The following is a 12391-nucleotide window of genomic DNA, read 5'->3' as shown; positions in this document are numbered from 1 at the left end:
ATATGCCTTGCTATAAGTAAACCTAATTAATCATCACCTCCGGTTTCACATAGTTCAGCAAAAAATGTATCTCTGTTTACAAAATCTTGACGCTTATTCTCTTGGAAAAAACTTTGCGATTTACTGAAAGTAGGCAATGAAATTGTCCAACTCGGTTACGAGACGCAAACTGAACTACCACTTGTCCAAGGACTTGCTGAGGCTAAAGTTTTCACTGTAACCCAAAATCAAAGCGATGAACGTTGCAAGGTTTTCTCAGCACAAGACATGGGCATTGAACTTTTTCAAAAGTTGGAGATGGGAAACATGGCAGGTGACAGAATTGGTTGGTACGACCTCGAAAACATCATCGGTGGCATTTTATCCCAGCAGCTTGGTAGTAGTGGCTGCTGAATCCCACATGGGCAAAACTCACTTCATGATTTCTTACGCTTATGAAATCATGACTAAACTTGGCTTACCTGTTCTGTATGTAACTCCAGAAATGGATAAGAATCAACTCAATGCCCGAATGCTGGCCCGAATCACAGGCGTAGACGCTTCTATGATTCAAACCAATACTCAATGCTACTGCGAGCAAATAGCACAAGGCATAGTCCAGATGGTGGAACTGCCTTAGAAGGTTTACGAGCATTCGTCCCCTACAACCGCAATGATTGCTTCTGCTGTGCGCCGTGTTATTGCCGAATTTGGTGGTTCTATTGGTGCTGTGTTTATTGACTACTTGCAGCAGATTCCTCTGGAATCTGGGGGAACATGGCTTTTGAAGTCGGCAAGATTACCCGCCAGATTCGGGACATTGCCAAGTCTCATAAAATCCCTATTTTCTTGGGCTGTCAAATCAATCGGGGGAATCAAACAACGGCTGATAAACGCCCCAATCGTCATTTACTTCGTAACTCTGGTGAAATCTTCGAGGTTTGTGACCAGTTAATCATGCTTTACCGGGATGCTGTCTACACAAAAGACGCAAGCGATCACACTATTGAGTTGATTGTTGAGAAAAACCGCCTTTACGGTAAGCTCGGCACTGCGACGATGTTGTGCGATTTATCGACCTCGAAATTTTTAAACTTGGCGAGATAATTTGATGCAATGAACTTTTTTTAAGTTTTAGAGGTCGATACATGAAAGCGCTATCCGTTCGTCAGCCTTGGGCATGGGCAATAATTTATGCTCTTAAAAATGTTGAAAACCGTGGCTGGCCCATTCATTATCGCGGCGACATTCTGATTCACGCCGCAAAAACCTGTACCAAAAAAGAGTACCAGCTAGCAAAAGAATTTGGCCATTGCATGGGGGTAGTAATCCCAGAATTAATCTCTCTCCGTCACGGCCAAGTTATTGGTATTGTCACAATAGTAGATTGCCAATTTTCACAAGTTGCATCTGGTTGGGGGATGCCTCTTCAGTAGCATTGGAAACTGGAGAATCCACGCGAGATTACACCGATTTCTTACATTGGGCGGTTGGGGATTTTTGAAGTACCCGATGAATTGGTCAGGAGTGCGATCGCCTTATGAAATCAGTCCTCTCACTTTTCTCCGGCATCGGCGGACTCTGCCACCACGGAATATCAGCCGCAGGTCTATCCCACAAATTCCGAGTCCAGCAATTTGTCAAAATCTCCCCTTATTCTCAATCACAATTGCGCCATGAACAACCAGGAATTCCAATCCACGCAGATATTACCAACTACCGTTGCCACCAAGGACAGTTCGACATTTTGTGCGGGGGATTCCCCTGTAGTGGCACTAGTAACGCTGGAGATAAAAAAGGACTTAACGACCCCAGGTCAGGACTGTGGCGCGAAATGTTCCGTATCATCCACCAGTGTAGACCAGCAATCGCTCTCATCGAAAACCCAACAGGGCTACTCTCTAGAGGAATGGCAACAGTCCTCGAAGACCTTTCCAAAATCCGGTACTTATGCGAATGGCAGACTATACCCGCATCCTGCCTGGGCTTGCCGCATGAAAGAGAAAGAGTCTTTATCATTGCCTACCCCAATGGCTTATTCCACCGTCAACAGCCAACCCCCTGGGCAGACCAAATTGGAAATCAAATTACGCAAGTACGGCTCTCTCATGAAGACCGAAGCTATCAACCCGGCATTCGTGAGGTGGCTTTTGGGATTCCCGTTGGAGTAGCCAAGGCAATCAAGGGTAATTATGATGCCCGTCGTGCTTATGGCTTGAGTTCCTCTCTCCGGCAAGCTGCTGTGGTTTGAAAACGGATTGATTATTTGTGCAGTCTACTATCCGATTAGGAGACGTTTGCATAATTAAGCTTTGTCCACACTTTGAATCGTTTAAGTATCTTTCACTATGGAAGACGGGTGTAGTTAGTGCCAAGCTAAACTTTGGCTTTTTTAAGTATAATTAGCTGGTCATTGTAAAGAAGTTCTGTATGCGCTCAAGGTGTACAAATATAATTAGTTTCCCCATATCCGCAGCTGTCGGTTCTAGGAAAAACCTCTTCTCCTGCGGGATGGAGTGTCAGCCCTTGCCACGAGCAAAATCCCAAGTTGTGTGTCTATGGCAACAAACTTGCCTTTGGAAGCGTCGAACTTCAACGCAAAACGTATACAGACTATCCCATTTTGCTAACCCAATTTGAACAACTTGGGATAGTTCCGGGGCTATTCACCTATAGCAATCCTAACGATAAAGCTAAGGTACTAACTGCATTGAAAACTGTAATTGCAAATTACTACCAAACGATTGCAAAAGATCGGGCTTCGGCTTATGGTAAAGGCTATAAAGTTCAGGTGCAACAACCAGAAGAAGTTAAAATTGGGGAATTACCAGGGTTAAGAGATTAATGCAACAAAGAAGCAATGCCAATAAAGGTATTATGTGGTTTTAGTATATTACATAAATACTACCAGCTAATCTTTTTTCTGGTATGGGCAGTACACCGTTAAAATTGACCACTTGAAACCACTGAATTACCTGGAGCCGGAATGTCAGCAGATGCAGCTCCTTTGCGATGCCTACGGCGGGCTATGCCTACGCATCAGTAGATTACGGGAAAACGAGAACTTGAAAAATCCCCCAAGTGCTGTGCTGAAGCATCTGGTGGAGTTGAAACGCCCGTATTTGAATGCGTTTGAAGAAGAACTTTTGGGTTTCATAGAGGCAAAAGCATCTATCACAAAGGCGGAAGCAAGTATTGGAGATGTTCAAGATAGTTAAATTTGATATGTTTGCAAATAGGCAGTAATTAAGGTTTTGGTTTCCTTCACTAGTTGTTTGCGCTCAAGTGGCTCACGCGTGAATGAAAGCCACAGCAGTTCATTAGAGACTTTAACTACGGTTGTGGCAATCAGTCGAGATTGAGTGGTATCGAGTTGAGGATTTCGCCGTGAAAAGAAATCAGCTAGTTCAACTAATATCTGTTGGTCATATTTGTTAAACTTACTGGCATCAGTAAGGGTCATCAAGTCGATTAACTGTCCTAATACTGCTCGATAACCAGGATTCTGCTGTGCAAAATCTTCAAACGCATTTACCATGCGCTCAACGTAAGTAGCAATATCAGCCTTTGCCAGCTCTGTATGAAGTTGTACGAAAATTTGATATTCCTGTTCAAAATAGCGATTGGCAAGCGCCCGGACAAGTGCCTCTTTGTCTGGAAAAAATTGGTATAACGAGCCAACTGGAATGGCTGCACGTGTGGCGATAGCTCTTGTAGTGGTTTGCTCATAACCAAATTCGATAAAAAGCTGCTCTGCCACATCCAAAATGTGATGAACTCGTTCTTGGCTACGTGCCTGCTTGGGTTGGCGTCGCATGGTTGAGGCTTTGTGAAGTTCTTTTGTCATCCTTCAAGATTATCATTGACAAACATGAACAATGTTCATATATTAAAATGAACATTGTTCATGTTTGTGGTCAATTTGATAATTAACAGGTCATATCATGCCATCCATTGTTCAGACACTCAAAGGGATAAAAGCTTTCGTCATGCTTTTGTTAGATGAAAAGGGTAATCTAAAACCTGTTTGGGAATTGAGCGATAGTCTACTCGATAGTCATGCTTTTCAACTAGCGGTTGCAAGTATGAAAACAATTCCAGAAGTAGCAGATATCTTGGCAGAACGCTATATTGCTCCTACACATGATTTAGAAGCTCTACTACAATATCCTCCAGATTCCTTGGGCTACACCTATGCTAGCCACATGAAACAGTTAAGCTTTAAAACGCTAGAGCCAGAAATAAAGAGCAATTCTGATAGCAGTTACATAGAAAATCGCTGGCGGCAGACCCATGATATTTGGCACATCATAACCGGATTTGATACAAGTGAAATTGGAGAAATTGGCTTACAAGCTTTTTATTTGGCACAACTTCAACTACCGTTAGCAAGCTTGTTGATTGCCAACGCACTAATTTCTGTAAGTCTGTGGCGACCGCAATTTCTCTCTTTTTTGCTGATGGCGATCTCACAAGGATGGAACATGGGCAACAAAGCTAAACCCTTGATTGCTCAAAAATGGGAACATTTCTGGGAAAAGCCTGTGCTACTATTGCGTGCAGAATTAAATGTGCAACCAGTTAACTTCTGTGAATTTGCCTTGAGATCGGTTTGATTGCAAGTTGAATAGAGATGTCCCGCAAGCTTTTTTGGCATATCATTCGTTTGACCTATCCTTGGTTGCCGCTGCTTATAACTCTGTGGCGCATCATCAGATTAACAGGTATCGACCGTTGCCGCGCCCAAGTTCGATTTTGGATACTCTTGAACCGGATTGATTTTGCTAGTTTAATAGCACTCGCCAGCGACCTGATTCAACCCGAATTCTGGGCTTGACAAGACTCAAGTCTCAAACATTTACTAAATTGGGTGTTCGGTTTGAAATTATACGTCATTGCGTCAGTTGCCTGGAAGTGTCTAAGCTTGCGTTTTATTAACTTTCTGTGTGTCCTGTTTGTAAATAGTTGAGTATTTGGTCGTTTTTCTCCCAAAAAGCAACTAAATTACCGTCCAGATCCCGAAAAGTTGTCACTTTGGTTCCCAAGTGAGGCAGAAAATTGCTCTCCCACATCAAATCCACGCCTTTTTCTTTAAGTTCGGTATTTGCAGTTGCAATGTCGTCTACAAAAAATACCAGGTTGCGTAAGCCTGTAATTTGGAGGTGAAACGGCGGCTGTTTACGCTCAATTTCTAGATTAATCGGTTGAGGATAATGAATTAGGTCAATGTAGAGTTTGTTTTTCTCCATCAGAGCTAACTCAATTCCTTCAATCGCTGGTGTTCGATATTTCAGCTTGAAACCCAATTTATCGCTATACCAAGCGATTGCCTCATCCAAATTGATCACCGATACTGCAACGTTAACAAGCTGTAAGCTCTCAATACCTTTGCTTTGCTGTTGATTATGAATCATGGTATTTCTCTTGTCAGTGATTTGATAAATGCTGCCTATGCTCTACTGGTTATGAATTTTTAGGCTTCACGGCGGAGATCACCGAAAGCCCCTCTAAACCCATGTCAAAGGAAAGTTCCTCAATCACTTTTCGCTTGAGCTTTCGGGTAAACATCAGTCGGGTGTAGCGGCGTGTATATGGATCGAGACGAAGAAGTTGCTGTGCTAACTCATTGGCTCTAACTAAGAGTTTTTCACGAGGATGAACCTCATTGACCATACCAATTTGCAATGCTTCTGCTGCTGATAGTTTCTGCATTGTTAACAGAAAATAGTGCCCTCGAATATCACCCATTGCGGCTGGATAAAGAATCTGCACCCCGTCGGCGGGTACAACTTTGCCCCCAACCGATAGGTGCTGGTTATCTTGAAAGTATGCCTCCTCAGCCGCCAAGATAATATCTGCAATTAACGCATACTCACCATGAATGGGAGCCGGTCCGTTGACGGTTGAGATCACAGGAACATTAATGTCAAGAAAATTGTACAGAAGTTGGCGCGCTTCTGTCATAATGGCATACCAACCAGATGGTGTAGTAATGTCATCCACGGTGGAAAAGTCAATGTGGCTAATCCATTGGTCGCCAGCACCCGTTAAAATCACAACTTCATTTTGGCGATCGCGGGCAATTTCACCAAACGCATCTGGGAACTCTCGATGTGCTTTCCCTGTATGGATGTGGGAACCGCCATTAGTGTGCATCGTGACTGTCAAAATACCAGAGTCGGTGCGCTCCATGCGGAGATTTTCGTATTTGTGTTTATAGGTATCAAAACTAACCATGACCATCCCTGCCTTGAAAATCTAGTTAGAGTAAATAATGACGCTGTTTGTTATCTACTCCAACTTTAAAAGGACTTACGCGGTAGAGTCTTGGACGCTTTTGCTAAGGAATGAGGATGTTATTGCTATTTTGCTGAATGACTTTCGGTGAAACGCCGAACATCCGCTTGAAATGACGGCTGAGGTGACTTTGATCGTAGAAACCAACATGATTAGCAACATCCGCGATCGCCATTTGACCCTGTTGCAACAACTCTTTAGCACGTTCAACCCGGCAACGAATTTGATATTGATGGGGTGCTAAACCTGTTGATTGTTTAAATAAACGAGCAAAATGATATGAACTTAGATTTACCTCTGCCGCAATTTCACCCAAACTTAAGTCTTGGTTTAAATTTTCTTGAATGTAGGTGATTGCCCATTGTAATTTAGACTTGGGTAAACCACCAGAGTACTGCCTGACGGTTTTCTGAATGCTGCTGTACTTTCTGATTAAATGAACAACTAAAGCAGTGGTTAATGATTCGGCATAGAGACGATTGCCCAGTTTTTCCGATTGTAATTCGACAAGCAGCAAATTACCTAGATGTTGAATTTGGAGGTCAGCCCCTGCAAAACAATTAAGAATTTCCACACGATTAGCATCTACTTCGACTGCCTCTAGTGCAACCTTATCAATAAATTTTGGTTCCAAGCATAGGTGTAAAACATCTACTTGGCTATCCCAACACCATTGGGTTGTATAATTTGCAGGTGTCAGGATCATCTCTCCTGTTAAAACTTGCCCTTGATAAACTTGGCCATCAAGCTGTTGCACAAGGTGGTAGGGTGAACCACAGTTTAAGGTAATTAGGTGTTGAGACAGCGGTGGCGAAACTAATTCATTGGCAGGATGATGATAATATCCAGTCACAATACCATTCCAACCTTTCGATTTACTCGAAAAAACTGCCCGATCTGGTAACTCGTCTAGAAGGCTGACCGTTTCGAGCAATTTGTCTTTAGATCGGTTTTGACGCATCCGGTTAGGTTTTTAGATGATAACAGAAGTATACAGTGAGCTTTAAAGCCCCGTTAGGCATAAAATCAGGTATCTTTCGTCGCTGCTTAAAAGCAGGAATAAAGTTTGAATTTCCAGAACAAGGTACTGAGGTGCGGCGGGTAATACCGCCCATCGACTCTACCAATTGCTTGGTGAGGGCTATTTTATCCCACATTCCGCACCGACGATTAAGTAAGCGCTAAGAGCCTGTCAAGAAACAACTTTTACAATTTGCCACCTAAAAAGCTTACTGAGAAAGCATTTCTAACTAAAAAGAAGGAAGGTTGTTTGCTGACAAGCTCTAACTCAAGAAATACTCCGGCTGTGAATCAAACTAGATAATTAAGTTTAGATCGCCAAACTCATGCCATAAATACTCCATCTGCACAGCATTCTCATAAGCATCATGAATTACTGATGCAGGTAAAAAGGCAGTCAATAGATCGAGGTGACTGGCTTGCGGTTCATGCAGCCCAGTTAGCAATCCATCGGCTGCTTTTAATTTATGAGTTGCTGTAATATGCAAGCGGGTGTAGCCGTGTCCTGGCATGACAATTCCCCGCTCATCCACGACTGATTCTAATGCCCGTACGACTGTAGTTCCCACCGCAATAATTCGTCCGCCTGCTCGACGAGTTTGATTGATTTTAGTAGCCGCCACCTCTGGAATTAGATATTCCTCCTCAGATGCAGGATGCTGGGCATCAAGGTCATCATCCAAATAAGATGACAATCCGGTATGTAGGACAATCTGAGTCATGTCGATGCCTACTCGCTTGAGGTTAAAGAGCAGCTGCCAAGTAAAAGCACGTCCTGCCGAAGGCATTTCTGCTGAACCGGGTTCACGAGCGTACACAGTTTGATAAGCATCTAATGCCCAAGGTGCAGAAACGTACTCATAGCGAATCGGTTGTCCAATACGGTAAAGCGATTGAATCAGTTCAGACCCAGATTGAGAAAAGCGCAATTTCCATAGACGCGGGATATGAGGATCGCGCTCGCCCACCGTTGCAGACAGTTGGTTATTTAACTGGATCTGCATCCCTGAGCGCAATCCACAAGTAAAGGGTTCACCATTTTGACAGATAAGCAACGCCAACCAAGAGCCATCCGACAAATGATGCGCTAACCGAATTTGTAAACATTCACCTGTTGAAGTCTCACAGCTTGCCAATACCGCAGGCAAAGTACGACTGGAATTGAAGACTAATAAATCGCCCGGACGTAAGAATGTACCTAGTTGATTAAATTGGGTATGATTGACGGCTTTAGTTAAGTGATCAATTACCATCAAACGTACCGCATCACGAGGAATGCCTCGCTGCTCTGGTGGTTCTTTGGCAGACAGTTCAGAGGGCAAAACAAACGAAAATGGGGCGCTCATAGAGTTCTAAATCCTCTTATAATTTAGGCAGCTTCAACCTCGTCATCTGGCTGTGCTTGAAACCTTTGTCCATGCACTGCTTGCGATTCATCGGAAGCTAAGTACAGAAAAATTTCAGTGATCTCTTGCGGATTTGCCCATTGCTTCGGGTCTTCATCTGGTTCTGCGGCTCGGTGCATGGCGGTGTTCATGTTACCAGGATCAACCCAGTTGAGGCGTACCGGACTATCTTCAAGCTCGGCTGCCCAAGTTTGCGAAAGTCCTTCTAAGCCAAACTTTGAAATCCCATACGCTCCCCATCCGGCATAGCCCACTACACCTGCGTCACTGGTGACGTTAATAATGGAGCCGCCTTCTTCAATCATGGCAGGCAAAACTCTTTGGATCAGTAAAAAGGGGGCAATTAAGTTAGTATTAAGGACTTGATGAAACGTGTCAATTGGGTAATCGAGCAAAAAAGGCATAGGCGATAGACCAATAGTCGAGGCATTATTGACGAGGATATCAAGCCGTCCTTTAAATTCGCTCAATGTTGTAGCTACGATTCGCTCAATGTCAGGAGATTGAGCCACATCTGCTTCGATTACCAACACTTTTGTTGTAGGGGCTATCGTTTGAATATAATCCCGTGTTGCTACAAGCGCTTGGGCATGACGGGCGACAATTGCAATCCCAGCAGCTCCAGCATGGGCAAAATCAATTGTTAACTGTCGTCCTAGTCCACAAGAAGCGCCAGTAATTAAAGCGTATTTACCGTTTAATCTATTCATAAATTAAGTTCTAGAGGTTAAGCACTCAATAAAGTTCAACTCTGAAGTGTTTCCTCAACACCACTTGTCTTAATCATAGTCGAAATGACTATGAGTTGTGGCAGCTTAATTTACAAAGTATGGCACGACTCTCTTATCGCCACTGTGTGCAGGGTGTCCACATCATGTCAACAAGAAGATTTTATTCTCAATAATCTGAAAACTAGTAGCATTAGGGAGATCCAATAAATAAATCAGCCCATCCGTATCAATAATATTTTTGGCAAAACCGAGAGATTTAGGCGCTTTCGCCCTCAAGGCGAAAGCGACGGCTGGGCTGATTTATTCTTGGCAAGTGCCTTAATAACTGCTTATGGCTAAATTAAAAAACGCCGAAGTGATCGCCTGTTACTGAATCGGTGTTCTAGGGGTTGGAGTGGCTCATGAAGCAGAGCGAAGGCAACGTCGGCGCAACATAAAACCAGATCCAATTAAGCCAATAGCAACTAGCGTCCCTATTCCGGTTTCCGGTTCTGGAACAACCTTAATAGTGCCAGTAACTAAAGCCTGTCCTCTTATGGGATCGTTTGGATTTGGACTGATTGTGTCGTTCTCAAAAAAGTCTAGTATGCCAGTAGCACCTCTAAATATACCCTCACCGCCAGTGATAATCAAAGAACCAGAGCCAGACCCTCTGAGGTTTACAAAGTCAATTAAAGCGGTAGCAGTAGCGGTTCCAGATACCTTGTTAGCACCGCTACCACTGAATTCAATAAAGCCTTCTGGGAAGCCCTCTAAGCCGATTGCTGTTGGATCGGTGTTAAAGGTGAACAAGCCAGTAGAGAAGTCAGTTAGAGCGTAAACTAAACCGTTATATTCGGTGAGTCCGTATGGTGCATCAGTACTTACAGCCCGTTCAATTGCCCGTGAAAACTTCTCGTTAATCGGCTCAACAGCGATTGTTACGTCGTAGTTACCACTAAATGGGAACAGAGTCTGTGCGATCGCCTTCTCGTTGCCCGATCCAAAACTTAGTAAAGTCAAAGCTGCTGGAACAACCCATGCAGCGTAAGAGCGAATTATTGTTAGCATTGTTTAATATTACTTATCTTCAAGAGAATGCTTATGTAAAAAATATTACTTTTGTGATTGCCGAAAACAGTATACAGCACATTAGATTGCAGCGACAATGAAAAAATTGTCGCTCCACTTGATGTATCTTTAGAAACTATATTCAATGGACTGCGCCACTTCAAAATTAAGTTCAATTCCAACTCTTGCCGTGCGCGTCGATCTATGCATGCATCCCCCCAAAAAGCGATGCTCACCTTTCCAAGTTATGGCTCAATTTAATTCTTCACTGATCTGAATATACACAACCAGCACAGAAATTAGATAATTTGGTCAAATGTTCAGGAATTTCATATTGGAAACCTGTATTGATTAGGAATTGACATAGCAAGTGAAGTGTTGAAATTATATTCCGGATCAGACTGATGCAAGGAAGTGAATATATAAAGAAGAGGATTATATTCCCAGATGATTAACCAAATTACCGCCTTAGAATCCTGTTGGCATATTTCTCCTGGGTGGGGTAAGGATATGCCTCCACTAGCAGTGGAAATGTTAGAAAAAGTTTTGTTGCCAATCTCAAACTTGTCAGGTTATTGCCGTGGTGTTGAGTGGTCAGGGCAAGAATGGATTTATGCAATTGTTTGCCAGAGTGAAACTCTCTACTTACCTGAGCAAGAATTTCATCCAACAAATGTTGTAAAAAAGTCCACTGTTTCCACTCCAGCTTTTAATCTGGGGGACATAGTTGAGGTTGATTTCGGTGAACAGCCAACACATCGTATTATTCAAGGGATTTTTGGTCTCAAAGATAATTGGCTTTATGGGGTAGAGTGGCGCTCCCCAACTTTAGAAGAAGTGTCTACCCAAAGCAGAATAATATGGCTTGCTGATGTTGATTTAGTCAATGTTAGTGTATGACCAGTTGCCACTAAAGAGCAGTACCAAGTTAACTAACAATTAGGGTTATTAATCTCAAGTTACTGGTTTTATTAACTACTTTTAATTATTTATCTAGGCATCATAAAAAATAGAAAGCTTTGAGTAGTGCAAGTTTAAAACTTGACAAATAAATTTAAGTTGTATTTGAGATAATGTTTTAGACAGTTAGGAAATAGCTGGCACTAAGGGTGAGGTTGCTAGAACCTTGAATGATCGCAATTAGTTCAGGACTAGTTTCATTCAGGAATAAGGCTGTACCTGTAGCCAAACCAGTTGGCGCTGCTCCCAAGCTATAGCTCGAGTTGGAGCCAGACAATTGCAGCGTATCTTCGGTGGCATTGAAATCAGCAATCAGAGCGTAGTCGCCCAGTCCCGAAGTACTAGTATTACTATCGCTGTAGAAGACACCGACAGTAATACCTAGCACAAACTGATCACTCCCAGCGCCGCCAGTCAAAAGGTCAACTTCAGCAATACCTCTTGTTGTTGTATCTGTTCCTATAAGTATGTCGCCACCTTCATCTCCAAACAGGCGATCGCTTCCAGTGCCGCCGAAGGCAGAATCATTTCCACGTCCACCATAGAGAAGATCATTATCATCGTCCCCAAACACGGAATCGTCACCATCGCCACCTGTAATGTAGTCAATTCCTGCATTACCACGGATGATATCATTGGCTGCGCCACCCGCTTGTGTGTCGTTGTTAGCAGTACCCAAAAGATTCAGAGCAACAATAGCCAAATTGCTTTTTGTGCTGGCATCGTTGTACCCAGTAAATTCAGCATTGACTATTGTATTCAAGTTCAAGAGAATACCGTTGGATTGGGTAAAGCTATTGCCTTGGAGTAATTCTGTATAAAGAATATTGGCATAACCATGATTACCAGCAAAATTCCACTGTCCAGGCTGGAATAAGTCATTCCAGTTGGCATAAACATCTAAGGTAGCCAACTGAGAATCATAACCCAAAGATTCACTAGTATGTA

18 protein-coding genes are annotated in these 12391 nt (G+C 43.1%); 10 read left to right on the top strand and 8 right to left on the bottom strand.

Annotated features, from left to right (window positions below; genetic code table 11):
* Positions 1-235: 235 nt before the first annotated feature.
* The 6 genes from H6G96_RS42065 (at position 236) to H6G96_RS38650 (ending at position 3197) form a co-directional block, all read left to right on the top strand.
* Positions 236-619 carry a DnaB helicase C-terminal domain-containing protein gene (locus H6G96_RS42065; RefSeq protein ID WP_242063622.1) on the top strand — a complete coding sequence of 128 codons (384 nt, stop codon included), beginning with the start codon at positions 236-238 and terminating at the stop codon, positions 617-619.
* A 137-nt stretch (positions 620-756) separates the two neighbouring features.
* A complete protein-coding gene (locus H6G96_RS42060; RefSeq protein ID WP_242063621.1) occupies positions 757-1086 on the top strand; it encodes a DnaB helicase C-terminal domain-containing protein in 330 nt (109 codons plus the stop codon).
* A gap of 41 nt (positions 1087-1127) precedes the next feature.
* On the top strand, positions 1128-1415 hold the full coding sequence (locus tag H6G96_RS38665; protein ID WP_242063620.1) for an ASCH domain-containing protein: 288 nt from the start codon (positions 1128-1130) through the stop codon (positions 1413-1415).
* 104 nt (positions 1416-1519) lie between these two features.
* On the top strand, positions 1520-2230 hold the full coding sequence (locus H6G96_RS38660; RefSeq protein ID WP_190919694.1) for a DNA cytosine methyltransferase: 711 nt from the start codon (positions 1520-1522) through the stop codon (positions 2228-2230).
* 372 nt (positions 2231-2602) lie between these two features.
* A complete protein-coding gene (locus H6G96_RS38655) occupies positions 2603-2824 on the top strand; it encodes a hypothetical protein (protein ID WP_190919692.1) in 222 nt (73 codons plus the stop codon).
* A gap of 151 nt (positions 2825-2975) precedes the next feature.
* Positions 2976-3197, top strand: a complete 222-nt coding sequence (locus H6G96_RS38650; protein WP_190919689.1) for a hypothetical protein — start codon at positions 2976-2978, stop codon at positions 3195-3197.
* On the opposite strand, the gene H6G96_RS38645 is transcribed toward H6G96_RS38650, so the two are convergent.
* Complete coding sequence (locus H6G96_RS38645) at positions 3194-3826, bottom strand: TetR/AcrR family transcriptional regulator (protein ID WP_190919687.1); 633 nt, start codon at positions 3824-3826, stop codon at positions 3194-3196. The two genes, H6G96_RS38650 and H6G96_RS38645, sit on opposite strands and share 4 nt — an antisense overlap.
* 97 nt (positions 3827-3923) lie before the next feature.
* On the opposite strand from H6G96_RS38645, the gene H6G96_RS38640 reads away from it, so the two are divergent.
* Both H6G96_RS38640 and H6G96_RS38635 read left to right on the top strand, forming a co-directional pair.
* Positions 3924-4595, top strand: coding sequence for a Coq4 family protein (locus H6G96_RS38640; RefSeq protein WP_190919685.1), 672 nt, complete (start codon positions 3924-3926; stop codon positions 4593-4595).
* A 17-nt stretch (positions 4596-4612) separates the two neighbouring features.
* Positions 4613-4816, top strand: a complete 204-nt coding sequence (locus tag H6G96_RS38635; RefSeq protein ID WP_190919683.1) for a hypothetical protein — start codon at positions 4613-4615, stop codon at positions 4814-4816.
* 97 nt (positions 4817-4913) lie between these two features.
* Here the strand turns inward: H6G96_RS38635 and H6G96_RS38630 are convergent, their stop codons facing one another.
* The 3 genes from H6G96_RS38630 to H6G96_RS38620 form a co-directional block, all read right to left on the bottom strand.
* A complete protein-coding gene (locus H6G96_RS38630) occupies positions 4914-5393 on the bottom strand; it encodes a VOC family protein (protein WP_190919680.1) in 480 nt (159 codons plus the stop codon).
* A 49-nt stretch (positions 5394-5442) separates the two neighbouring features.
* Positions 5443-6216: an enoyl-CoA hydratase/isomerase family protein gene (locus H6G96_RS38625; protein ID WP_190919678.1), complete on the bottom strand. Its 774-nt coding sequence runs from the start codon at positions 6214-6216 to the stop codon at positions 5443-5445.
* Positions 6217-6319: 103 nt separating this feature from the next.
* Positions 6320-7237 carry an AraC family transcriptional regulator gene (locus H6G96_RS38620; protein ID WP_242063619.1) on the bottom strand — a complete coding sequence of 306 codons (918 nt, stop codon included), beginning with the start codon at positions 7235-7237 and terminating at the stop codon, positions 6320-6322.
* 35 nt (positions 7238-7272) lie between these two features.
* On the opposite strand from H6G96_RS38620, the gene H6G96_RS38615 reads away from it, so the two are divergent.
* A complete protein-coding gene (locus H6G96_RS38615; RefSeq protein ID WP_190919696.1) occupies positions 7273-7461 on the top strand; it encodes a hypothetical protein in 189 nt (62 codons plus the stop codon).
* 131 nt (positions 7462-7592) lie between these two features.
* Here the strand turns inward: H6G96_RS38615 and H6G96_RS38610 are convergent, their stop codons facing one another.
* The 3 genes from H6G96_RS38610 to H6G96_RS38600 all read right to left on the bottom strand — a co-directional run bounded on the left by H6G96_RS38610 (position 7593) and on the right by H6G96_RS38600 (position 10483).
* Complete coding sequence (locus H6G96_RS38610; RefSeq protein WP_190919676.1) at positions 7593-8642, bottom strand: S-adenosylmethionine:tRNA ribosyltransferase-isomerase; 1050 nt, start codon at positions 8640-8642, stop codon at positions 7593-7595.
* Positions 8643-8665: 23 nt separating this feature from the next.
* Complete coding sequence (locus H6G96_RS38605) at positions 8666-9412, bottom strand: SDR family oxidoreductase (protein ID WP_190919674.1); 747 nt, start codon at positions 9410-9412, stop codon at positions 8666-8668.
* Positions 9413-9832: 420 nt separating this feature from the next.
* Positions 9833-10483: a PEP-CTERM sorting domain-containing protein gene (locus tag H6G96_RS38600; RefSeq protein WP_190919672.1), complete on the bottom strand. Its 651-nt coding sequence runs from the start codon at positions 10481-10483 to the stop codon at positions 9833-9835.
* A gap of 447 nt (positions 10484-10930) precedes the next feature.
* Between H6G96_RS38600 and H6G96_RS38595 the strand changes: the two genes are divergently transcribed.
* Positions 10931-11383: a DUF1392 family protein gene (locus H6G96_RS38595; protein ID WP_190919669.1), complete on the top strand. Its 453-nt coding sequence runs from the start codon at positions 10931-10933 to the stop codon at positions 11381-11383.
* 178 nt (positions 11384-11561) lie between these two features.
* On the opposite strand, the gene H6G96_RS38590 is transcribed toward H6G96_RS38595, so the two are convergent.
* A partial coding sequence (locus tag H6G96_RS38590; RefSeq protein WP_277933097.1) for a calcium-binding protein occupies positions 11562-12391 on the bottom strand: 830 nt, incomplete at its 5' end.

The organism is Nostoc sp. FACHB-892, assembly GCF_014698795.1.
Taxonomy (GTDB): domain Bacteria; phylum Cyanobacteriota; class Cyanobacteriia; order Cyanobacteriales; family Nostocaceae; genus Nostoc.
Note: the sequence above shows the minus strand (reverse complement) of the source record. Positions and strands in the feature narration are given on the sequence as shown.